Annotated in this window: 22 protein-coding genes; 8 read left to right on the top strand and 14 right to left on the bottom strand. The window is 59.4% G+C overall.

Annotated elements, in window-relative coordinates:
• Position 1 precedes the first annotated feature (1 nt).
• A complete protein-coding gene (locus BRX37_RS07040) occupies positions 2-1,852 on the top strand; it encodes a TniQ family protein (protein ID WP_234780507.1) in 1,851 nt (616 codons plus the stop codon).
• Here BRX37_RS07040 and BRX37_RS07045 read toward each other — a convergent pair.
• The gene (locus BRX37_RS07045; protein WP_009821120.1) at positions 1,849-2,028 is read right to left on the bottom strand and encodes a hypothetical protein; all 180 of its coding nucleotides are present in this window, start codon (positions 2,026-2,028) and stop codon (positions 1,849-1,851) included. The two genes, BRX37_RS07040 and BRX37_RS07045, sit on opposite strands and share 4 nt — an antisense overlap.
• Positions 2,029-2,280: 252 nt before the next feature.
• On the opposite strand from BRX37_RS07045, the gene BRX37_RS07050 reads away from it, so the two are divergent.
• From BRX37_RS07050 to BRX37_RS27245, 4 genes are all read left to right on the top strand, one after another.
• Positions 2,281-2,499: a hypothetical protein gene (locus tag BRX37_RS07050; protein ID WP_063141236.1), complete on the top strand. Its 219-nt coding sequence runs from the start codon at positions 2,281-2,283 to the stop codon at positions 2,497-2,499.
• Between the two features lie 510 nt (positions 2,500-3,009).
• Entirely contained in the window at positions 3,010-3,975 is a 966-nt protein-coding gene (locus tag BRX37_RS07055; RefSeq protein WP_063141234.1) for a hypothetical protein, read from the top strand.
• 107 nt (positions 3,976-4,082) lie between these two features.
• On the top strand, positions 4,083-4,373 hold the full coding sequence (locus BRX37_RS07060; RefSeq protein WP_063141233.1) for a hypothetical protein: 291 nt from the start codon (positions 4,083-4,085) through the stop codon (positions 4,371-4,373).
• A 147-nt stretch (positions 4,374-4,520) separates the two neighbouring features.
• Positions 4,521-4,712 carry a DUF6771 family protein gene (locus BRX37_RS27245; RefSeq protein ID WP_081215279.1) on the top strand — a complete coding sequence of 64 codons (192 nt, stop codon included), beginning with the start codon at positions 4,521-4,523 and terminating at the stop codon, positions 4,710-4,712.
• A gap of 312 nt (positions 4,713-5,024) precedes the next feature.
• On the opposite strand, the gene BRX37_RS07070 is transcribed toward BRX37_RS27245, so the two are convergent.
• Positions 5,025-6,575, bottom strand: coding sequence for a reverse transcriptase domain-containing protein (locus tag BRX37_RS07070; RefSeq protein WP_063141230.1), 1,551 nt, complete (start codon positions 6,573-6,575; stop codon positions 5,025-5,027).
• Between the two features lie 348 nt (positions 6,576-6,923).
• On the opposite strand from BRX37_RS07070, the gene BRX37_RS07075 reads away from it, so the two are divergent.
• Positions 6,924-7,259, top strand: a complete 336-nt coding sequence (locus tag BRX37_RS07075; RefSeq protein ID WP_029547811.1) for a hypothetical protein — start codon at positions 6,924-6,926, stop codon at positions 7,257-7,259.
• A gap of 50 nt (positions 7,260-7,309) precedes the next feature.
• On the opposite strand, the gene BRX37_RS07080 is transcribed toward BRX37_RS07075, so the two are convergent.
• Positions 7,310-7,519 carry a DUF1289 domain-containing protein gene (locus BRX37_RS07080; RefSeq protein ID WP_318276624.1) on the bottom strand — a complete coding sequence of 70 codons (210 nt, stop codon included), beginning with the start codon at positions 7,517-7,519 and terminating at the stop codon, positions 7,310-7,312.
• Between the two features lie 92 nt (positions 7,520-7,611).
• Here BRX37_RS07080 and BRX37_RS07085 point away from each other — a divergent pair, with 92 nt between their 5' ends.
• Both BRX37_RS07085 and dmeF read left to right on the top strand, forming a co-directional pair.
• Positions 7,612-7,887, top strand: coding sequence for a metal/formaldehyde-sensitive transcriptional repressor (locus tag BRX37_RS07085; protein ID WP_080727059.1), 276 nt, complete (start codon positions 7,612-7,614; stop codon positions 7,885-7,887).
• 50 nt (positions 7,888-7,937) lie between these two features.
• A complete protein-coding gene (dmeF, locus tag BRX37_RS07090; protein ID WP_052076666.1) occupies positions 7,938-8,840 on the top strand; it encodes a CDF family Co(II)/Ni(II) efflux transporter DmeF in 903 nt (300 codons plus the stop codon).
• 102 nt (positions 8,841-8,942) lie between these two features.
• Here dmeF and BRX37_RS07095 read toward each other — a convergent pair whose 3' ends face one another.
• From BRX37_RS07095 to BRX37_RS07145, 11 genes are all read right to left on the bottom strand, one after another.
• Complete coding sequence (locus BRX37_RS07095; protein WP_037510712.1) at positions 8,943-10,400, bottom strand: argonaute/piwi family protein; 1,458 nt, start codon at positions 10,398-10,400, stop codon at positions 8,943-8,945.
• Positions 10,390-11,721: a DUF4365 domain-containing protein gene (locus BRX37_RS07100; protein WP_037510774.1), complete on the bottom strand. Its 1,332-nt coding sequence runs from the start codon at positions 11,719-11,721 to the stop codon at positions 10,390-10,392. Before BRX37_RS07100 ends, BRX37_RS07095 begins: the two co-directional genes overlap by 11 nt.
• A 211-nt stretch (positions 11,722-11,932) precedes the next feature.
• Positions 11,933-12,571, bottom strand: coding sequence for a carbonic anhydrase (locus tag BRX37_RS07105; protein ID WP_318276625.1), 639 nt, complete (start codon positions 12,569-12,571; stop codon positions 11,933-11,935).
• A 130-nt stretch (positions 12,572-12,701) separates the two neighbouring features.
• Positions 12,702-13,577, bottom strand: coding sequence for a bestrophin family protein (locus BRX37_RS07110; protein WP_037510716.1), 876 nt, complete (start codon positions 13,575-13,577; stop codon positions 12,702-12,704).
• Between the two features lie 52 nt (positions 13,578-13,629).
• Positions 13,630-13,959 (bottom strand): hypothetical protein, encoded by a 330-nt coding sequence (locus tag BRX37_RS07115; RefSeq protein ID WP_279606490.1) that lies wholly within the window; start codon positions 13,957-13,959, stop codon positions 13,630-13,632.
• A gap of 165 nt (positions 13,960-14,124) precedes the next feature.
• Entirely contained in the window at positions 14,125-16,611 is a 2,487-nt protein-coding gene (locus tag BRX37_RS07120; RefSeq protein WP_182115411.1) for a heavy metal translocating P-type ATPase, read from the bottom strand.
• 49 nt (positions 16,612-16,660) lie between these two features.
• Positions 16,661-17,098, bottom strand: a complete 438-nt coding sequence (locus tag BRX37_RS07125) for a hypothetical protein (RefSeq protein WP_318276626.1) — start codon at positions 17,096-17,098, stop codon at positions 16,661-16,663.
• A gap of 74 nt (positions 17,099-17,172) precedes the next feature.
• Positions 17,173-17,415, bottom strand: coding sequence for a TFIIB-type zinc ribbon-containing protein (locus BRX37_RS07130; protein WP_048938609.1), 243 nt, complete (start codon positions 17,413-17,415; stop codon positions 17,173-17,175).
• A gap of 61 nt (positions 17,416-17,476) precedes the next feature.
• A complete protein-coding gene (locus BRX37_RS07135) occupies positions 17,477-18,100 on the bottom strand; it encodes a cation efflux transmembrane domain-containing protein (protein WP_048938608.1) in 624 nt (207 codons plus the stop codon).
• Positions 18,093-18,587 carry an SRPBCC family protein gene (locus BRX37_RS07140; RefSeq protein WP_048938607.1) on the bottom strand — a complete coding sequence of 165 codons (495 nt, stop codon included), beginning with the start codon at positions 18,585-18,587 and terminating at the stop codon, positions 18,093-18,095. Before BRX37_RS07140 ends, BRX37_RS07135 begins: the two co-directional genes overlap by 8 nt.
• A 62-nt stretch (positions 18,588-18,649) precedes the next feature.
• Positions 18,650-21,877, bottom strand: a complete 3,228-nt coding sequence (locus BRX37_RS07145; RefSeq protein ID WP_125986062.1) for an efflux RND transporter permease subunit — start codon at positions 21,875-21,877, stop codon at positions 18,650-18,652.
• Position 21,878 lies beyond the last annotated feature (1 nt).

Here is a 21,878-nt window from a genome sequence, read left to right on the forward strand (position 1 = left end):
AGTGAAATACCCGCTCGCGCCGATCGCTGGCGAAAGTCTCATGGGCCTTGTCGCCCGTGTGACTGCCGAGAACGGGTATCCGCGGACGGGAACGCTATTGGCCGAGGCTGGCTGGGTTTACGACAACAAGCCGACGGCGGCCACAACCAATGCCGAACATCTACCGGCGCTGGCCGACATTCTGGTGGTGCCATACCCCCAGTTACTCCACCATGCCCACGGCCCAGAAGACGGCAGCGCTATAATACACTGGTTTGGTGGACGCGCATGGCAGAGCGAACTGAGAACCACCATCCGCAGGTACGCACCGGCCAGCCTTGCCCTATCGGCTCATCATCGTGCGATTTGGCAGTTGGCCTCCGTCCCATTCTGCCCGGAAACCTTTCAGATCCTGCGCAGCGAATGTCACGAATGCGGCGTCACCCAACGATGGCGGTATGCCAACGGCATTGCCACCTGCGACCAAGATGTCTGCAGCGCGGACCTGCGTGAGGGACCGGCCGAGTTCATCCCTCTCGAGATGCGCGACAATTTGGGCATCTATGCTGGCCTCTTCAGCCATGATCCCGATGTACGTGCCGCTTCGCGATCACAGTTTCCTGACCCGATTGCGAGTTTGGAGCCGCACGACATTGCCGACTTGGCCTTGAAGCTCTCCCCCTGGCTAAACGACCAACTGCGCGGAAAATGGCTGACCAATCCTGACCTTACAATGGCGGTCGTCAGCGCGCTTCATGACGCTGTAACGCTGCTGCGCCAATGGCCCATCGTTCCAGCCCAGCTACTTCCAACTCCAGGCGAAGGGGACAACTGGTCGAACAAGCTGGGGCACGCCGTCAAGCAAGCCCGGATCGGCCGCTCCTCGCCCCGCGTCAAAGCCCTGTTCGCGATGTTTCTACATGGCCTGCAGCAAGAGCAACCCGATCTCAGTCAAAGCCCTGATCTGACCGACCTCCCGTCGGCCGACGAGGGGAATGACATAATTGGACTGATCTCCGCCAAATCAGCCGTGCGTGTGCTGCGCGAGACGGATACCATCATCGCAAAGCTGCGAGCCGCTGGCGTCTTCAAGCTAACCGACGTGCGAGTTCATGGCGTGGTTCGACCGTTCCATGATCCCGAAGAAATCGAGGAACTGGCACGTACCAAGCCTGACCGTCTGCCTTTGACCGCCGTGTCGCAGTCAACTCAGTTGCCCCGCTATGCCATAGCGCAGTTGATGCAATCTGGATTACTCGCCCCGCTGACCCACCCTTATTGGGAGGCGCGATATGGCGTCCGCAATACCACCACCAAGGCCTGGGCGGCATTCGAGGCAAAAATCCAAGCCAAAGCCGATCCTGCTATAGTTGACGGCATACCGCTACAAATCGCAGCTAGGGCCATTGGCGGTCGCGCCAAGCCTTGGGCCGGCATCTTCGCCTGGCTTCTGGGGCCGGATGGTCGATTTGGTCTGGCCCCCGAAGCGACAGACCTGTCCCACCAGATACTAATCCCGGCCGACCTCATCGACACTTTGCGGATGTTGGAAAACCCGTTGTCCGGCGCCCATGTCGAGGATGAGCTATCAGGCACCGATGCCAGCGAGATACTCAACCTGGCCACCAATCAGTTTCTCAGATTCGTCGCCACCGGCCGCATACGTCGCCAGGGTAAAGCATATCTCGCAGCGGATGTTCTTCAGGCTGCAGCAGAGATCATAGGATCGGTCGAGATCGGCTACAGGATGGGATTGCCTCCCCAGTCAGCACAAAAGTGGGCGCGGAAGGTCGGTTTGCCCACGATACATGATGCGGGCTACTGCCGCATGCGCTTCGCCAACATCATGAAACAAGGCGCTTGGTCAGCCTAGACGACGCCTGCGTCGCGTGAGCGCTCCTCGATCCGGGCCAACATAGCACGCTTGCGCGCTGTTCGGCGCGATCCGCTATTGCGCATGGCATCGGTACGCTCTGGGGTATCGATGATGCCCAAGGCAGCCTTGCGCTCTCGGATTCCCGCTAAAAGGTCTGAGAGGGTGATGATCATACCGCTCCATCCCTTCCGTGGATCCCGGTCCATCTTAGAAATGTGCAGCCCGCCTGCGACATCCCTGCTCAGGTACCGATAATATCCCATGCAAGATGCATGTGCCAGCTACGTCCACTGCCCAGGTGCGATGCCTGACTGCCGCAAATCCGAACCCGCGGTCCTGCTGCAGACCAGTGCAAAAGCTCAACGAGGGTCTCGCCGGGAAATCCGACGATTACTATCGTATAGCCGATAGCGATTGAGGAAAGCATGCCCGGGAATATTCCCCCCGACAAGAAAGCCGCGTTCGAACGTCTCGCAAACCATCTGGATGAGGAATATCCCTATCCCGGGTGTCGCGACGATCTCAGGGATGTGGCCAGCGGCAGCTCTGCCATAATTGAACGCGCATACTGGCGCGATCCCGTGCAAGTCATGACCGGCCTCACATGGATGCTCGTCGGCCTGATGATCGGAGTGCTGCTGTGAGGGCCGATCGCATTGAGCGCGAATGGTTTTGCAAGCGCTGCGGTAATTCCGTCCACAAGCTGCAAGGATCATGGGCCCACATACGCAATCAACATAGCCCAAAGTCGTGCGGTCGAAAGCTGACCGACAACGACGTCTATCGGTTGCCGCTAAGCCGAACGGGGGAACGCATCCGCACCCGTGCACGGAATAAACAACAGGAAGCGCAAGATCGCCTGCTCATCGCTAAGCGGCGCTGGGATGAAGCCCGCCGTGAATGGGAGGCAGCCCAAGACGAACTCTATCTTGCATCGGAAGCACTGAAGTCCATAAAGAATAGTCCCCCATTGGACTAGCCTGGCCAGCCCATCGGTTCAATCCAACGCCGCCGATAACTGCGGCGCATAAGCCGCTTTCCGTAAGATTCGAAGCGGCCTGTTCCATATTCAATGCAACCTGTGGTGAAGGGGGTCTGGAATTTGCCCAATCGGTCTGAGACAATTACTCCCGGTCTTGCAGGGAAGCATTACAATGGACTTCAGAGCAATTGAGGAATGGCTGTCTGATGCGCCTGAACGGCACGCGATGCCGAAGGAACGACAGAATGCCACGACGGCTGCCATAGGCGCTGCGGCGAAGACAGCCGCAGCTTCCGGCGTTGAAGCGTTCGATTTGGCGCGGCTGGAGATGGCCACCGGCCCTCAGGCGGAAGAGTATCGCCCTTTCCGGACTTTGACGCTTGCTGAGTTGGTCCGCGCCGCCACTGAAATTCGGACCGTTCAGGACAAGCTTCGCTACCGCGACGCAACGATCGCTGTTGATCCAGCCCTTGAACGCGCGGTCCTGACCCTTGGCGATGCCGGGATGCCTCTCAATGAGCACCGCTTTGCGGCGACCGAACGCGCCTTTGTCCGTGCAGAAATCTACGAGGCGGCGAATGGGGCCCTTTCGCCAAATGAAAAGGCCCGGATGATCCTCTACGACGTCGCCACTCAGGAAGAGGCGCGTGGCCTCGAACTGATCGGCCGAGGCGGAGCCCTGAGTGTCAGCCGAGGCATGGCGATCGCCAAGCCCGCTCAGGAGCTCGTATCCAGCATGGGCATCCGAACGCTGGAGAAGGACGGCCTGGGTCAGCAGGACATCGCCATGGCAGCCGTCGGCCGTTATGAGCGAGTGTCAGAATTCCATCGAGCAGGGATCGATTTAGGGGCTACTTTAGCGCGAGCCAGTGGCCCTGGCGCCGCAGCATTAGATGCGCGGTTGGAACGCCTTGCTTCACAAGCGCTAGAGCCAGTGCCCAATGGCCTCGATCGGGAATCTGAAATCACCGGGGGCGATGCGGAGGGAACCTACCTATCTGAGGCAGTTACTCGCGGGATCGCTTCGCAGGCGAGCGACATCAAGTTCGAATTAGTCATCAAGCCGAAAGGCCGCACAGATCCAGATGCAAGCGAACAGCACAGCTTTGCTATGCCTCGCGGTCGAGGCCGCGATTAAAGGCGCAATAGCGCGCGACCAGATGATCATTGAGGCCCCGCGCGCCGACGTCGTCATGCTTGGAAACACACTTCGCGAATGTTCGCGAAATGAAATGAGGATTCGAAATGCCCGATGAAACCATGATCTTCGGCGTCAGCGAAGAGGGCCCGAATGGCGATGCACTGGGCTTCATCGATCTCACCAAGCTGCATGTCGGAAATAAGGTTCATGACGCCTACCGCGCAGCTGTTCTCGAAGCCGCAAAACAGCGACGGGAGGAGGGCTTCGGCTGCGCCTATCTTCCACATGAGGGCATGCTGCTACTCATGCATGAGGTTCCAAGCGAGGCGAAGGTGCCTGACGCCGCCATGCCATTCACGATCCACGGCTTCGCGTCTCTCCTTGCCGACGACTGACAAAAATAGGCACGTCCTCAGCGTAACCTGTTGCTGCACCGGGATGAGGGACCGCCCCCTTTCGGCTAGTCCAAGCCCATCCATCAACCTCGTTTGCCGAAGAACAGGCTCTTGCCATGTTCTCTTTTTGTTCGCATATCGCCGGACATGACACAGCCCGATTCTCTCTGGCTCGCGCAGAGCCTTCTTAACGCCCCTGGGTGGGCACGAGTGGCACTGACGGCGCCAAACGAACGGTTGCGGGAGCAAGCTGCTGTAGAACTGGCCCAAACAATTATCGTGGCCATGGAACGTCAGCCGCCTCACTTTGATCGCAGGCATATGACCCTTCCCCTTTGACGTGGGGGCGAACGTCCCCCTGCGAAACCTCGGCGATTATGCCCACCGAAACGCCAATCTTTTCATCATCTGCAAATGCGGCCACTCAGGAGTAATCGATGCTGAAAAACTCAACCGCTGGTTCCTCGCGCATTGCTGGAACACCGCTATGGAAACCGTCGGATCGCACCTGCGCTGCACGCGCTGTCGGGGACATCCTGAACGATTTGCTCCAACGCCTCGACAGCCAGACCGGCCTGACTGGATGAACAGCGAAGCTAGTTGGAAACGACTGGTTCGGCGCCTGCGCGATTAGCTGAACGGCGGACCTGGTCAGGGCAGCCAAGCATGCAGTTCAGATATGGCAATGGCGAGCTGCCGACCATGATCATGGCCACCCTTGTGAACGACGCCAACAACGCGGTCATCCACATCCAGCAATGGCCCCCCTGACATCCCCGGTGTCAGCATCTGCTGAACCTCCACCATCTTCACCGCGCTTTTGGTTGGCAGGGATGTAACCGCACCAGGTCGGATGTTCAGTCTATCGCCGGGGCCGTAGCCGGGATACCCGATCGCGGTCGTGGCCTCACCTGTCGCGGCCGCCTTGGCGGCGGTCTCGAGCTCATAGAACTCGTTACTTGGGATTGCATGGTCGAGAACCGCCAGATCTCGATTTGGGCAACGATGCTTCACATACGCCGGGAATTTATTCGACGGCTTCGATGGATGATAAAGCTCGACTAGCCCGGACGGCGATACGCAATGTTCTGCCGTAACCAGGCCAACGCCTTTCATGAAGAAAGCCGTGCCTTGGTCACCCCCTGTTTCCCAATGCTCAATCAGCCACACTGATCGTTCTCGTATTTCCTGGGGACTGGGCAAAATGTCGAGCGCGAGCGGCGGGAATGCAGCGTTGAAACGGGATGCGACACTGCGAAAGACCGGGTCAGATGCGCCTTTGATGTATCCCAGCCACGATACCTTGCCTTGCAAGTGCTGGCCGACGTCAGCTTTACCACCATGCGAGGATTTGAATTTTGCCTGGGCGGCGGCCAGTCCCAGCGTTTCAACAGAGTAAAGGGCCGCCCGCAAATTCCTCACAAACCGCCGGTCGACATTGAGAGCCTCGTTAATCCGGATGCCTGTCACGGTGCGGCGCGAATGCTTATCCGCATAGTGAGCCTTGTCTGGGTTCAGCACAAACCCATTACCGCTGAAAATCTGCTTGAGTTTCTCCGACAACAGATCCGGTGAGAAATGCCCTGATGCCGGTGGTGTCGTTTCGAACAATCCCATTAGCGGCTGGTAGCTGGAAAAGCTCAGGTCGTCCGCATAGCGGGTGTAAATGCAACGGGCGTCCTTAGCGAACTCCCGCAGCCTCCTATCCATGCGGAAGCAAACCATATTGGACAAGATCGGACTGCTAGGGGCCCCTTGGGGCAACGTCCCATTCAAGCAGCATATAGTCGCGATCGCCTCCGCAATCTCCCGCTTCATACCAAGCGAGCGCAGCACACCCGTCACACGTCCGTACGAAATGGACGGGAAGAAATCCTTCAAATCCAAGTTGACGATGAACTTGCTGCCCAGATGGGACTGAGCATTGGTCTTCACAGACCGACCGATAACGAACCCGTGAACGGGGTTGCGCCTCCGGTAGAGAGGCGTCAACAAATCGGCGATCTTTCGCTGCAGCATCTTGAGTCGATAATCGGGTGCATTGATAACCCTCGACTTGCCCGACCTCTTCTTGATGTCAAAGTTATGGTACATCCTGCCGGCGTACCACCTAATGACGCTCAGCTCCGCGGGACTGACGCCAAGATAAGCAAGAAAACTTGCTTCAGTCGTCAATTGTGGCGGCAACTTTACGAAGCTCATCGGTCCAAAAATATGAGCCGGTGGCACGGGGTCTCCCTTCCAGTCACCATGAGATAACGGAAAATCATGGCGCGTATGATATGCGCAGACATTAACTCTTACGCCGCAGTTGCTACAGCGCGTATGCGAGGGGAGAACCCCGTAACAAAACTCTAGCAGCATGATTTCTAATGCGAAACGAGTTTTTTAATGCTTCCGCTATTCCGGTGAGAGTTTACTCTTCCCTGCTACGAGAGCGGGCGTCGGAGCAGCTACGAACGCCGCTCGATCGCCTTCAGGACATCGCTGTTCACGCCCCGTTAGGCCGGGCTTTTTATTATGCGCGGTTCTAGCGAATAAGAAGAAATCATGAGACCGACGATCTTACTGACCGCCTTGGCCCTCTCCCTGTCCGCCTGTGGGCCGGTCCACCCCAGATGGAAGAATGAAAGCTCCCACGACATCCGTGTGACCTATTTCAAAGGCACATCGCACTATGGGGTGCTCATCAAACAGGGTCGGGAAAACGTCCCTGTCGCGCCATTCGATTTCCAATCGGTCGAACGGATCGAAATCGAAGATAGCGGCCAGACACAGCGGCTGACCAAAGCCGCCGTGTCACAGATGCACGCTGAGTGCGGCCATGGCTATTCCTGCCGCATTCGATACGGAGACGATCATCAGTTAAAGGTCGCGCCTGGCTAAAAGCTTCAGCTTGCCACCCATCGCACTGACGACATCAGCCGAGAAGTTAGTCAGTCGTCGGTGCGATCATTCGTCAGGCTCTTTGCGCGCAGCTTGGACAGGCGCTGTGGCAAGTCCGCCGAAACCTTACACGCCTCGCCCGGGCGCAGATTGCGCCAACGACGCACTTCCTCACGAGAACGGCCGCAACCACGGCACCAGCCGGACGAGGCGTCAAAACCACAAAGTTCAATGCAAGGCGAGCGCACAGATCGTTCCATCGAATTTATTTGAATACCCTACCCCCCTACCCTATAAGGCATCATCCGACCAGCAGCAATTTGCTGCGTGACACCGAGGCTGCCGAGGGAAAATGGCTCACATCAATGAGAACCGAGACGCGCTACTCGGGCGAATCAAGCGCATCGCGGGTCAGGTTGGCGCAGTAGAACGCGCGCTTGGCGGCAATGCGAATTGCACCGAAGTCCTCCATCTGGTCGCAGCCGTTCGCGGCGCCGTGAATGGGCTTCTCGATGAGATCATCGTCGAGCATCTAGAGTCGCACGTCGCTCGCGACGGCTTGTCGGCAGAAGAACGCCAGCAGGGCGCAGAGGATCTCGTCACGATCATCCGGAGGTACAGCAAGTGAGCACCAAGACCGCCGTGCTGGCCGATACCGGCCATCTGACGCACGAACATATGTTCCTGGCCGCCAGCCATGACGACAATGCCCGCCGGACACTCTGGGTCGTGGTGCTCACCGCCCTCATGATGGTGGCAGAGATTGTCGCTGGTTACACTACTGGATCGATGGCCCTACTGGCTGACGGCTTCCATATGGCCACCCATGCCGGAGCGCTTGGTGTTGCAGCCGCGGCTTATGCCTACGCGAAACGCAATGCTCATAACGGCGACTTCAGCTTCGGCACCGGGAAAGTCGGGGATCTCGCCGGCTTCGCATCGGCCCTCGTCCTGGGCATCATCGCCCTCGCTATCGGCGTTGAGTCCGTCATGCGGCTGTTTGAGCCTATCAACGTCGCCTTCGCGGAAGCCACATGGATCGCAATCCTCGGACTGCTCGTGAACATAGCGTCGGCCTTCCTCCTATCTGGTGGTCATGGACACAACCATGGTCATCACCACCACCACGATCATGGGCATTCGCATGGCCACAGCCATGGTGGCGACAACAACCTGCGTTCCGCCTATATGCATGTTCTCGCTGATGCCCTGACATCGGTGCTGGCAATCGCAGCTCTGTTGGCCGGCCGCTATCTGGGCTGGGTGTGGATGGATCCAATCATGGGCATCGTCGGCGCCATCGTGATTGCGCGCTGGTCATGGTCGCTGATGCGCGACACGGCCGCCATTCTCCTGGACCGCACAGATCGCCACGTAGCCGATGAAGTCCGCGAGTTGGTCGAAACGACAGGCGATGCCCGGATCACGGATCTGCACGTCTGGAAGGTCGGCCCCGAAGCCCACTCAGCGATCGTCGGCGTCGCTGCCCATCCGGGTGTAGATGCGACGGAAATCCGGCGGCGCCTGGTGCCCGTTCATGAGCTCCAGCACCTTACCGTCGAAGTCGCGACAGTGGCATAACCGACAGGAATATCGCAATTTATCCCACATTTTTACGATTCGAGAAAATGTGGGATAAATTTATGACAACATACGATCGGCGCCTCTCACCTGAACGCCAAATCAGATGTACCGTCGATAGTCAGCGCTAACCGACTGCCCCTCCTCCAGATACTTCAGCACCTCGCCGACCTTACGAGCAGCGCGAATGGGGACCGGTAGACGCTGATTCATCTGGGTTGAATTCCAGTTGATCTTGGTCAGCGAAAAGACCTCTTCAGCAATCTGTGCCACTGTGCTGTCGCTGCTAGGATGAGGACATAGGAGCAGCGGCCGCGGCACATACAGGCCTGGATATGTGCCGTAATACGGGATGCTGCCGTTCGTGTAGAGTAACCCTTTGCCGTCCAGCTCGACGAACGTACCTCGCAGAACCGGATAATCGCCATCTCTTAGGATTTTGGCGTCATACGACTCTTGGACCCAGACAAGATCGCGAAACTCGGTTTCTGCTTCGTCGAGCGCGCGAAGGATGCCATCGGCCTCTTCAGCCCGAAAGCGCGATGTTTTCAGAATGATCACCCGCGCTGGCGGATGCTTGTGATGGTCGCGATAGGCTTTGAGCGCGCCCTTCACCAGATCATAGGCGTCGCTTTCGGTCATGTAAGGATGCCGGCCTCGCGTCTCCGTCTGTGCCCGCTTGCCCTTCAAAATGAACCCACGGCCACGTTCGTCGAACATCTGAGCCGCACTGGTCCAAAGCTGTTGGCCGCTGACATCCCGGTAAAAGCTGACCCCGATGTAACAGGCGCGAAACTCGCCTTCCTTCGGCAAACGACGCCACGGGATACGCCCCGTTCCCTTGTAGTAGAGGGTGGTTAGCAGGTTCCAGGTCCGCCCGGCCTGATCCTGGATCTTCCGATCGCTGCTGACCTTCACCTTCCGAGGGATCTTGGCCTTCTCGTCAATGACGTCTTCCCAGATGATCTGGATCGGGAAGTTGAGCGGCATCGCCTTGGCCTTGAGCAGGCCCCGGAAATTAGGAGCATCAGAGCCGCCCGCATCTTCTTGCTCTGTGGTCCCATCGGCATCCGTTTTGGCGTTCCAGACCCGCTCAATGAGGGCAACCGGAAGCGCAACTAATGCGACATCAGGTCGATTTCCGCTGTCATCGATCGCCTGGAGACTATCCATGATGGCATCAACTGCCATCTCAACGGCTTTGCCGTGATGAGGCTCTTTCAGGATGCGATCGATCTGCGCTCTAGTCAGCGTGCTGCAAGCGTCATCGTCAATTTCAAAGCCACAGCGGAAAGGGTTGTTGTTATGAAGGCCCGGAAAATGGGGATTCATGTTTGGATGGCTTTCCGCCTTCGACGCAAAGCCGCTAGCCGCCGCCACCAAGAACTGCTTAGAGCCCTCGACGGTCTTGGCATCGCCTACGACACCTACGCGAATTTTATCGCCCAACGGAGCCTGTAAAGGACCAGCGTCGGTTAGGCCGAGGCGAGGATCCTGATGGCTATGCTGGTCGCCGAACTCGAGCAGCGGCTCGTCGAATATCCGACATTCAAACTTCATCGAACAATGACCCCGACGTCTCACCATCATCTTGCTCTGCGGCCGGCCGCCGTCCCCAGACATCATCCGGTACGGTCGTTGGCAGTTCGATCTCCGGGGGTGGATCAAAGCGCAACACCACTGCTGGCCCGACAGGCTCGGCGAACAGATCGGTGCCACCTTCCTCATTCTTTGTGAGGAAACGATGCCACATGATCACCTGCCCCCGTATCGCCGCATTATTTTCCAAACGCTTCTTCCCCGACAGCAACGCGTCGGGGAATGGATGGCGATAGTAGCCGTTTGTCGTGAAGTGGTAGGTCGGGCTGACCATCAAGAACCACTGATCCATCATGCACTCGAATTTGGGTGCAAAGGCGTGATGCCGCACGAAGCCGACCTTGTCTTTCACCTTGGTGCTCATGATGACGTTCACCACGTCGGCCTTCGTCTTCACCTTGGCGGACTGATAATGGAACGTGCGAGGCTGGCTGTCTTCAAGCGCCCTGACATAAAACACCCGACCATCTTTGTCCCATGCCAGGTCGTCCTGCATCTGGTGCTGGAGCGTCTGACGCAACAGGAACGCGAAGTTGTTCTGCTCGTCGATGTCCTCATGATATCCGATCATGCGGGTCTCGACGGCTTCCACCTGGTCCAGATCGACTATGGCGCCAGTCACCGCTTCGCGGGGATCATGGAACGACCAAAACGTCCCATCCTTGATCACCCAGTCGTACCGCACCGTTTCACCCGTGTCGTACATCTCTTTGATCGCGCTTTTGCGATCGAAAGGGGTGCTCGCGACGAATATCTCGGCCGGCAGTTTGATCGGCAGCAGGTTGACCAATGCGGTTTCACCACCGCCCAACGGCGGCACATAGTAGCCAAAACCGTTGATAGGGACCGTCAGGGCCGCAAGCCTATCAAGAGATGACTTGTCGAGAACGTCCCGAGCCTTATCGAAAGTGAGGCGGCGCTGCTCAACGCCTGGTTGCGACTGAACCTGAGCCCAATAATGGCTATCGTCGCTTTCGCGATACATCACCACGATGACCGGCAAATTGGACGTCTTCCAATATTGAAGGTCTTTCACGTCGAGGAGATATGTAAACCCAGTTTCCGTCTCGGACGTGTATTTACCAGCCCTGGTCGACTTAATCTGGACGGCGATCATCCGCGCTGTCGGCTCACCCTCAATCATGACCTCAGCTAGCCCGTCGATACCGGCTTCCAGTCGACTGCGATGGTCAAACTGAAAGCCCATGGACAGGAACCGCTTGCGAACGGCCGCTTCTCCCAGCTCGCCAATGAGCTGATTATCGGTGATCTTCTTCCCCATGAGCCAATGATAGAACATCTTGGCAACGACGCTACAGTGATTTTCGGCTGCGACGTCCCTTTTCTTGCCGAAAACTGTGGATATCGATCATGTTACGATATGCCACTGGAGAAATCGTATCAAAGCTTACCTACACTTCCAATATCCATGCCATCTTAACGGACATGATCGGTTCAATTTCCGATCACGTCCGTCAGGGATGCTTGCCGCCTTATAGCCAGCGCACCCGGCCCGTTGACAGCTCGTACACAGCGCCCACGACCTTCAACTCTCCACGATCTTGCGGCTCTATCAGCATCGGCTCCGAAAACTTCTGCAGACGTTCGACCATGCGCCGGACGTTTTCCTCGACCGCGGTATCGACCAGCTTGTCTTCGCCAACGTTGCGCTGAGCCGCCAAAACGGCCGGCACGATCGGCTCGATCATACGAGCGATGCTGCCCGGAAACCGTGTGTCCTTCGTCACGACGTCGGCGGCTGCCGCAACGGCACCGCACTTTTCATGCCCCAGCACGACGATGAGCGGCACCTTCAGCACGGCCACCGAATATTCGATTGACCCCATGCCGGCGGTGTCCACGTTGTTACCGGCAGTCCGGACAATGAACAGTTCGCCGAGGCCGGCGCCGAACAGCTGTTCTGGGCCAACGCGAGAGTCCGAACAGCCCACCAGCGTCGCAAACGGCTGCTGACCTTCTGCCAGCGCCAAGCGCCGCTCGCGTGACAAGTCGGCCGGCACCGGCGCATCGGCCACGAAAGCTTCGTTGCCATCGACCAGGCGCTGCAGGGCCTCGTCCGGTGTCGGTTGCGTGTTGATTACGCTTGCTGTTGCCACTTCATACTCCTTCAAATGAATGGGGGCGCAAGGCAGATAGGAACCGTCTGTCGCCGGCGCCCAACTCGATCGTAACGATTGATTTCCGCCCCTTTACGGCCTGTTGGAGGGTGTAACGGCTACGTCCGGCCTTTGATCCCCTACCCTACCACTGCGTTCCCGCCACAGGAGGAAGCGGCCCCGGGCTCTTCCGCCCCAAAGACTCCAAAAGGTCGATTTCGATCGTCCGACACATCGTTGATAGCGGCACGTCATGGACGGTGTTGGCAAACGGGTCCGTCAGATCCTGCCCGATCCGCAACGCAGCCAGGAAGATCATCCCGATCAGGGTCGATCCTATCGGTGTGTAGAGATCCAGCGTCTCTACCAACGAGATCGGTAACAGCACGCAGAACAGCCGCGTGAAGAAGTTCGGCATAAACTCGAAGCCGCTGGGCAGCGGCGTGTTCTTGATCCGCTCCATGCCACCCTGGGCATTGGCGATGTCGATCATCACTCGTTCGAACAGGGACTGCTGGATGGTGTCGATCTTTCCATCAGCCCGCGCTCCAGACACGATGCGAGACATGTCCTCGAGCAGCGCGTTGGGGCGGTTCGTACGCTCGGCAGCGACTTCGGCCGCCTCCTTGCCCGCCAGCCGCTCAATATCCTCTGTCGGATCCTGCCCCCGCAGCCGGCACCGCATCGCGTGCGCGAAAGAGATCTGCCGCAGCACAATGGCCTCCGCTTCCGGGCCAGCTGGCAATACATTGCGGCACAACCGGGCAATGCTGCGCGATGCATTGATCAAGGCGCCCCATAAGGTGCGCGCCTCCCACCAGCGGGCGTAAGCGGCGTTCGTCCTGAAGCCGAGAAACAAAGCTATGGCCGTGCCGAACAGTGCGACTGGCAGCGCGGGCTCCTTGATTGGCATGAACCGGTGGAAGATGGTGACTGCCACATCCCAAGCAAACAGGATGGTCAGTGGCTTCCAGATTTCGAGGATTATCTGCTGCAGGCGGGGACGCGCTCCGACGATCATCGCGGTGCTCCATTGTCTATGATGTGAGAGGTGTAGCGCCCAATTCTTAAAATCAGGGGGCCACCAAGGATTCAGGCTGACGAGCGCCTGTTCGGTTCAGGATGTCGAAATTGCCCTCGGCAAAGAAGCCTACATGCACCGGCCCGGGCGATAGGTTGTTCCAAGACCATTCGTACAAGCTGCCATGCTGGGGGCGTAACTCCCCCCGCTGAGCGCCTGAAGCAATCGTATCGGCAAGAATGGAGCCCTGGTGCCCATCTTCCAGGCGAAGGCGATAGCGGACCTTCGCCCCGAGACTGTCGCTCACGAACCGTACGGTCCCCTCGCCCGCCACATAGACTGCTACCCGCTGCGTTTCGCCCGGCCGGATCGTGAAGTTCATACGCTTCGCGGCGGGAGGATCATTGGGCGGTGCGTGCAGTACGCCGGACACCACCCACACTCCCACGACAGCGAGCGCGACGCATATCAATATGCCTGTCCCGACGAAGATGGCGTCGAATCGTCCGATCCTCACGTCGCGTCTCGATGGTGGCCCGCGCCCTGCTCAGGCACGGACCGGATCCCGATATGCCAGAAGCCGCAGCGCGTTGATGACCACCAACAGAGTCGATCCTTCATGAAGGGCGACAGCCGGTCCGATGCCAAGACCCAGGATGGTCGCCGGTACGAGGAAGGCGACGACACCCAGGCTGACGAACACATTCTGCCTGATAACCCAGCGCGTGCTCCGGCTGAGGCCCACCGCAAACGGCAGGTGCGACAGATTGTCGGCCATGAGCGCCACATCGGCTGTCTCCAAAGCAACATCTGAGCCGGCTGCGCCCATGGCGATACCCACGGTTGCGGTCGCCATAGCTGGTGCATCGTTCACGCCGTCGCCGACCATGGCGACCTTGGTCTCGGCTCGCAGCTTCTTGATGGCCTCGACCTTGTCTTCAGGCATGAGATCGCCCCAGGCTTCATCGATCCCGACCTGCTTGCCTATGGCATCAGCCACACGCTGGTGATCGCCCGAGATCATGACCATCCGCTTGATGCCGATCTCGCGCAGGCGTTCCAGCGCCGCGCGGGCTGCTTCGCGCGGCGTATCCAGAAGACCGATAGCCCCCATATCCCGCGAGCCGCTGCGCACGACCATGCTGGTCTGTCCTGCCTCCCGGAGCGTCTTGATCGCAGCATCCATCTCGGTGGACAGCGGGGCGATGCCATCGCTGCCGAACATCTCGGCCTTGCCAATGAGAACTTCGTCCTCACCGACAAGAGCCGAGATGCCGCGACCCGTGAGGCTTTTCAGATTTTCAGCCTCCGGAACTGGATGATCGCCAATATGCTCGCGCCCATCTCGCGCAATTGCCTGGGCCAAGGGATGGTCGCTGAGGCTTTCTACAGCCACCGCCAGCGCCATCAGCTCGTCCCTGGTGACGCCAGGCGCCGGGATGATCTGCTGGATGCGCGGCTCACCCATCGTCAGCGTGCCGGTCTTGTCGAACGCGATAGCGTCGAGCGAACCCAGCAATTCGAGCGGGGCACCGCCCTTCACCAGGACGCCGCCACGCGCTGCACGGGCAACACCCGACAGCACGGCGCTCGGCGTCGCGATGGCCAGCGCGCAGGGGCTGGCGGCCACAAGGACGGCCATCGCCCTATAGAAACTGTCGCGGAAAGGCTCGTCGACGACGACCCATGCGAACAGCAACAGGAACGCCAATACAAGCACCGCAGGCACGAAGAAGCGCTCGAAACGATCGGTGAACCGCTGTGTCGGCGATTTCTGCGTTTCCGCTTCGCTGACCATCTTCACGACCTTGGCGAGCGTGCTTTCGCTCGACAGCCGCGTGACCTCGATCTCGATCAAACCGCTGCCATTGATTGTGCCGGCGAAGACCCGGCTTGCTGCCGCGACACGGTCGGGATTGGTTCGGGCCGCCTCAGGGCTTTCTACAGGCTCCTTATCGACGGGGATGCTTTCGCCGGTAACCGGCGCCTGATTGACGGCAGAGTTCCCCTTGATGACGAAGCCATCGGCCGCGATGCGTTCGTCCGGCTTGATGATGACGACATCACCGAGGACCAGTTCCTCGACCGGCACGACACTGGAGCCACCATCCATGCGCCGAACAGTGGCCGTCCGCGGCGCCAGTTCGGCCAGCGCTTCGATTGCACGCTTGGCGCGGCCCATGGCGTAGTGCTCTAGCGCATGCCCCAGACTGAAGAGGAACAGCAGCAAAGCACCTTCGGCCCATGCCCCAAGAGCGGCCGCACCTGCTGCTGCCACAAGCATCAACGTGTCGATCTCGAAGCGCTTCTGGCGCAGATTTTCGATAGCCTCACGCACGGTGTAGAAACCGCCGAAGACATAAGCAGCGATGAAGAGAGCGAACGGAACCCAGGCGGGTGCCTGCAGGAACGTCTCGATGAGGTAACCCACGCCCAGCGCGCCGCCGCAGGCCAAAGCGAAAATCAGCTCGGTGTTGGGTCCAAGCAATCCGCCGTGCCCATGATCATGGTCGTGCTTCTCGCCAGCCGGGTGATCGTGATCCTTGTCATGGTCATGTGCCGACGGCTTCTTGTCCGGAGCGGTGAGAGCCCTCGGGCTTACACCTGCATCGCGAAGCGCCGTAAGAATTCCATCTTCCGAAGTGAGCATACGATCGAACTCGACCCGCACTGTCCCAGGAAGAATGGCTTCGGCTTCGAGCACGCCTGACAGCGCGCGAAGCGTTTCGCCAATGGACCTGGCCCGCCTCTGGTGGCCGATGCCGTCGACCTCCCACACCACATGGCCGATGCGCTCTGCGATCTGCGTCCCCGCCGCCTTCGCCAGCTCCCGGATACGCGGAAGTGAGATCGCGTCCGGATCATAGTGGATGCACAACTGCGGCAGTGTACCGGCTGGCTCCTTCGTTACATGCACTTCAGAGACGCCGGGACGGCTTTCGATCAAGGATATCAGGCGCGAAACGCAGCCATCAGCCGTGTCGATGACTTCGGGGAGCAGCAGGGGGACATCGAGGCGGAGTTTTTCAATCATGACCATCATCCTGGTTGGGGCACGCTATCTTCGGTAAAAGCAGTTACCATCAGGGTGGATGCAGGCGTCCTTGCTTGCTGATCGTCCGAGTTCTCCTGCAGATCAGCGGTTTCTGATCCGCGCGTACCAGCTTCAACGTGTCTACGCCGGTCAGGCTGACGTTCAGCTTGTTGCCGACATAGGTCAGGCCCGTGTCGGGCGCGGTGAGCCGGATAGGCTTCTGATCCGGTAGGATGGCCAGATCGAGTGTCAGTCCGTCGACCAGGAAATCCCCATCGAGCTGGGTGCCATCCTCGCAGACATAGAGATGCTCGCCTACTAACGCTGGCGTTGAGTTACGATCATGGCGACTTTCATCACCGCCGCTATTCTGCTGGCATCCCATCAGGCTGAGCATCAGGGCTCCTCCAGTCAGGGAGAGACGGCTCAAACGATATTGTTTCAGGCGCATATTGTTTCCCGGATCCGGAGGATAAACTGTCGCCATGGACGGCGAGGGAAGCCGCCCATGGCGCGGGCCGTTCTCACACACAGGGGTAGGTGCGGCGGCCAAGCTGGTCATCAGTCGAACAGTTCCCGCAGGAAGCCCTTGCGACGACCATGATGGCCGCCCCGAGATCCGTGGCTATCGCCACGATCGCTTCCATGCTTTGAGCCGAACACACCCAGCGTGCCTTCACGCCGTTCGGCCGGCTGAGTTTCGCTGATGCTGCGTTCGATGATCTTGTCGAGTTCACCACGGTCGAGCCAAACCCCGCGGCACTGGGGACAATAATCGATCTCGATACCCTGCCTTTCGCTCATGAGGAGGTCGACTTTGCAGACCGGACAGGGAAGTCCATTCGAAGAAGTACGGTTCGTCATGTCAGACTTCCTTGGTTTCTGGGCGACCTTTGGCCTCCCGAATTTCGCTACGAGCGTCCTGAAGGATTTCGACCCCGCCCTTGATGGCGATCAGCGCAGTCGCGACGCCGACAAGGAGATCCGGCCAGTTTGTGCCGAGCCACCAGACCAGCACGCCTGCGATCAGTATCCCGCCATTCGAGATGAAGTCGTTGAAGCTGAAGGTGGTCGCAGCACGCATGTTGACGTCGGGCTGCTCAAGCCGTTGCAGAAGCCTCAGGCAAATGAAGTTTACGACGGCTGCCACTGCCGACATCGCCATCATCGCCGTGCCGATGGGCTCGCTGCCATAGACATATCGACGACCGACATCGATGAGGATGCCGACTGCAAAGACCAGCAGCATGGAGCCGGAGAACATTGCCGCCCTGCTCTTCCACAAGAGTCCCCGGCTCAAAGCTACAAGGCTCAGCGCATAGACGAGAGCATCCGACAGATTGTCGACGCCATTGGCGATGAGCGCGCTGGAGTCTCCAGTGAAGCCCACGACAAAGAAGGCAACAGATATGAGGACATTCAAGATCAGCACGATCCAGAGCGTTTTGCGCTCCATCCTCTGATCACCGGCAGGTTTGGTCTCAACCATCGCTCTTCCCCCTGCCCTTGATCACGCTGAGCGAGCGCCGCTTGTGGCGATTGGCTGGAGAGACTGCGCGGACCGTGCGCTTCACCGCCGCCATGAAACTCGCGTCCTGCGTTCTCATTTGACGGCGAAGGCCTGTAGCTAGCGGGCGTGCCAACAATCCAAGGATACCCTTGCATTCGAAGCTATGCCGGACATGCAGACCGGTCTCATCCTCATAAATTTCATACCCCTCTTCGATGCTGAAAAGCGGCAATGTGGCTGCTCTCCAGCGGATGATATCGGGCTTATCATTGGCTACAATTCTGGCTTCCAGCGATGCCTGCTTGCCCATCAGCGTCCAGGTCATGTCGATCTTGTTCCCAAGTTCGACGACCCCCGCGCCAAAGCGATAGTGGGGATGCCATGCTTCATAGCGATTGAGGTCGGCCAACAGCGTCCACGCCCGCAAACGCGAGATCTGAGGACTGAACATGGTTTCCTCTCTCATCGGTCTGATCCTTTCCTTCGATCAGGAAGAGGCGGGAGGGCAGTTGCTGCCCTCCCGTCACATCAGTGCTGCGGTTGAACAGACGGGGAGACCTCGATCTCTGGATCATCCTCCTCGTCCATCGTCGTGCGGCCGTATCGCGCGTAGAGCGTCGGCAGGACGAACAGGGTCAGGAGCGTCGCGGAGATCAGGCCGCCGATTACGACCGTCGCCAGCGGCTTCTGGACTTCGGCGCCAGCACCACTGCCCAGGGCCATCGGCACGAAGCCAAGGCTCGCAACCAGCGCCGTCATGACCACCGGCCTCAGACGCTGAAGCGCGCCCACCCGAGCGGCTTCGGCGCGGTCCATGCCGGTTCGCATGAGATCCTGAATGGAGGACACCATGACGAGGCCGTTCAGGACCGCGATGCCGGACAGCGCGATGAACCCGACCGCTGCGGAGATGGAGAAGTCCATGCCCCGCAAGAAGAGGGCCAGCACGCCACCCACCAGAGCGAGCGGAACGCCGGTGAACACGATCGCTGCATCACGGACCGACCCCAACGCTCCATAGAGGAGCAGCAGGATCAGGACAAAGCAGGCCGGGATCACCAGTTGCAGGCGTTCCTGAGCCGATGCCAGATTCTCGAACTGGCCACCCCATTCGAGATAACTGCCTGGAGGAAGACGCATTTCCTTACCAATGGCAGCCTGCGCATCTGCGACCACGCCGCCGACGTCACGCCCACGCACGTTCGCCTGGACGACGACGCGACGCTTGCCGTTCTCACGACTGATCTGGTTGGGACCGTCAACGACGCGGATATCCGCCACGCTGGCCAGCGGGACAAACTGCCCGCCCGGAGTCGGCACCTGAACCTGGCTCAGCAGCGATATGTCGGCGCGCTGCGCTTCGGAAAGACGGATCACCACCGGGAAACGGCGGTCGCCTTCGAAGATCATGCCCGACTGCTGGCCGCCCAGCGTTGCGTTCACGATGTCCTGCACGTCCTGAGCGGTAACGCCGAGGCGGGCCATGGCATCGCGATTGACGCGGATGTCGAGCATCGGAAGGCCCGTGGTCTGCTCGACCTTCACGTCAGCCGCCCCCTGCGTGCGGCGCAGGACGCTGGCGATCTTCTCCGCCGTCGCATTCATCGAGTTGAAGTCGTCGCCGAAGACCTTGACCGCGATATCACCGCGCACGCCGGCGATGAGCTCGTTGAAGCGCATCTGGATCGGCTGAGTGATCTCGTAGGCGTTGCCCGGGAATTTGGCGAGCTCACCCTCGATCCGAGAGATGAGTTCCTCCTTCTTCAGGCTGGGGTCCGGCCATTCCTTCCGGTCCTTGAGGATGACGAACATGTCCGTGGCATTTGGCGGCATCGGGTCGGATGCCAGTTCGGCCGTACCCGTCTTGGAGAAGACGAACTTCACCTCCGGCTGCTTCGACATCATCTGTTCAAGCGGCACCTGCATCGCCTGGCTCTGCTGTACCGACGTCGCCGGAATACGCAGGGCCTGGATCAACAGGTCGCCCTCATCGAGCTGCGGCAGGAAAACCTGTCCCAGAGACATGAAGGCCAGGATTGCAAGGACGAAGCCGCCGACACCCGCGCCGACAGTGACGACAGGCCGCTTCATCGCCCGGTCGAGACCGGGTTCGTAGCGGGCCTTGAGCCAGCTCATGATCCGTCCTTCCTTCTCTTCGATCCGCTTGGACAGCCACAGGGCGATCGCGGCGGGAACAAAGGTCAGGGAGAGGATAAAGGCGCAGACCAGCGCGATGATGACGGTAAGCGCCATCGGCACGAAGGTCTTGCCCTCGACACCGGTCAGGGTGAGGAGCGGCACATAAACGAGGATGATGATCGCCTGGCCATAGACCGACGGCTTGATCATCTCCCGGGCAGCAGAAGCGACCGTATCCAGCCGTTCCTTCACGGTGAGCAGACGCCCTTCGTGATGCTGATGCTCAGCCATGCGTCGCAGGGCATTTTCGACGATAATGACGGCGCCATCGACAATGAGGCCAAAGTCGAGCGCGCCAAGGCTCATGAGGTTCGCTGACACCCCGGCACGCAACATGCCAAAGCCGGTCAGCATCATGGTCACCGGGATGATGACGGCGGCGATCAGCGCGGCACGGAAGTTGCCGAGCAGCAGAAACAGCACCACGATGACAAGGACCGCGCCTTCGCCCAGATTCTTGGCGACCGTCTTGATGGTCGAGTTCACCAGCGCCGTACGGTTCAGCACAGGCTGGACGATTACGTCTGGCGGCAGTGAGGCGTTGATCTCCTCCAGCCGGTTGGCGACTGCGGTCGCGACGGTGCGGCTATTCTCGCCGATCCGCATGATGGCGGTGCCGACGACGACCTCAGTTCCGTTTTCGGACGCCGACCCCATGCGAATCGCCTGACCGGTACGAACAGATGCAACCTGACCAAGGGTGATGGGTACACCTTCCCGGGTGGCCACCACGATCTTGGAAAGTTCGTCGGCGTTACGGACAAGAGCGTCCGCACGGACTGCCAGACCTTCGCCATTGCGATTGACGAAGCCGCCACCGACGCTGTTGTTGTTGCGTTCGAGGGCTGTGCTGAGCTGCGTCAGCGTGATCCCCATCGAAGCCAGGCGCTGGACGTCGGGCACGACGAGGAACTGCTTGGCATAGCCGCCAATCGAATCGACGCCGGCCAAGCCCTGAGTGTTCTTCAGCAGCGGCGAAACGATCCAGTCCTGCGCGGTACGCAGGTAGGTCGCCTTGTCGGTGTCGTTCGTCAGCCGTTCGCCTTCCGGCGTGATGTAGCTGCCATCGGGCTGCATGCCGGGTTCACCCGGCTGGTGCTTGTCGTCCTTGCGATGCTCCAGACGGACGGTCCACATATAGACCTCGCCCAGACCGGTGGCGATCGGGCCCATTTCGGGCGTTACGCCATCGGGCAAGTTCTCGGACACGCCTGTCAGGCGCTCGCCGACCTGCTGGCGGGCGAAAAAGATATCCGTCTGATCGGAGAAGACCGCCGTCACCTGCGCGAAACCATTGCGGCTAAGCGAACGGCTATATTCGAGGCCCGGAATGCCGGCGAGCGCAGTCTCGATCGGGAACGCCACCTGCTTTTCGACCAGTTCGGGCGAAAGCGCGGGCGCACGGACGTTGATCTGCACCTGATTGTTGGTGATGTCCGGCACTGCGTCGATAGGCAGGCGAGACAGGGCGGCGGCGCCGATCACGGCGGCAATGGCGGTCAGCAGCAGGACGAGCCAGCGCTTGTGAACCGCCCATGTTACGATTGGGGCGATCATC

The sequence above is a fragment of the Sphingomonas sp. S-NIH.Pt3_0716 genome (genome assembly GCF_003950715.1).
Lineage (GTDB): Bacteria > Pseudomonadota > Alphaproteobacteria > Sphingomonadales > Sphingomonadaceae > Sphingobium > Sphingobium yanoikuyae_A.

Bases quoted from the DNA above. Each gene is read 5' to 3' on its own strand.
- BRX37_RS07045 (WP_009821120.1), bottom strand. From the start codon at position 2,028: ATGATCATCACCCTCTCAGACCTTTTAGCGGGAATCCGAGAGCGCAAG.
- BRX37_RS07050 (WP_063141236.1), top strand. From the start codon at position 2,281: ATGCCCGGGAATATTCCCCCCGACAAGAAAGCCGCGTTCGAACGTCTC.
- BRX37_RS07055 (WP_063141234.1), top strand. From the start codon at position 3,010: ATGGACTTCAGAGCAATTGAGGAATGGCTGTCTGATGCGCCTGAACGG.
- BRX37_RS07060 (WP_063141233.1), top strand. From the start codon at position 4,083: ATGCCCGATGAAACCATGATCTTCGGCGTCAGCGAAGAGGGCCCGAAT.
- BRX37_RS27245 (WP_081215279.1), top strand. From the start codon at position 4,521: ATGACACAGCCCGATTCTCTCTGGCTCGCGCAGAGCCTTCTTAACGCC.
- BRX37_RS07070 (WP_063141230.1), bottom strand. From the start codon at position 6,575: ATGAGCTTCGTAAAGTTGCCGCCACAATTGACGACTGAAGCAAGTTTT.
- BRX37_RS07075 (WP_029547811.1), top strand. From the start codon at position 6,924: ATGAGACCGACGATCTTACTGACCGCCTTGGCCCTCTCCCTGTCCGCC.
- BRX37_RS07080 (WP_318276624.1), bottom strand. From the start codon at position 7,519: ATGGAACGATCTGTGCGCTCGCCTTGCATTGAACTTTGTGGTTTTGAC.
- BRX37_RS07085 (WP_080727059.1), top strand. From the start codon at position 7,612: ATGGCTCACATCAATGAGAACCGAGACGCGCTACTCGGGCGAATCAAG.
- dmeF (WP_052076666.1), top strand. From the start codon at position 7,938: ATGTTCCTGGCCGCCAGCCATGACGACAATGCCCGCCGGACACTCTGG.
- BRX37_RS07095 (WP_037510712.1), bottom strand. From the start codon at position 10,400: ATGAAGTTTGAATGTCGGATATTCGACGAGCCGCTGCTCGAGTTCGGC.
- BRX37_RS07100 (WP_037510774.1), bottom strand. From the start codon at position 11,721: ATGGGGAAGAAGATCACCGATAATCAGCTCATTGGCGAGCTGGGAGAA.
- BRX37_RS07110 (WP_037510716.1), bottom strand. From the start codon at position 13,577: ATGATCGTCGGAGCGCGTCCCCGCCTGCAGCAGATAATCCTCGAAATC.
- BRX37_RS07115 (WP_279606490.1), bottom strand. From the start codon at position 13,959: ATGAACTTCACGATCCGGCCGGGCGAAACGCAGCGGGTAGCAGTCTAT.
- BRX37_RS07120 (WP_182115411.1), bottom strand. From the start codon at position 16,611: ATGATTGAAAAACTCCGCCTCGATGTCCCCCTGCTGCTCCCCGAAGTC.
- BRX37_RS07125 (WP_318276626.1), bottom strand. From the start codon at position 17,098: ATGGCGACAGTTTATCCTCCGGATCCGGGAAACAATATGCGCCTGAAA.
- BRX37_RS07130 (WP_048938609.1), bottom strand. From the start codon at position 17,415: ATGAGCGAAAGGCAGGGTATCGAGATCGATTATTGTCCCCAGTGCCGC.
- BRX37_RS07135 (WP_048938608.1), bottom strand. From the start codon at position 18,100: ATGGTTGAGACCAAACCTGCCGGTGATCAGAGGATGGAGCGCAAAACG.
- BRX37_RS07140 (WP_048938607.1), bottom strand. From the start codon at position 18,587: ATGAGAGAGGAAACCATGTTCAGTCCTCAGATCTCGCGTTTGCGGGCG.
- BRX37_RS07145 (WP_125986062.1), bottom strand. From the start codon at position 21,877: ATGATCGCCCCAATCGTAACATGGGCGGTTCACAAGCGCTGGCTCGTC.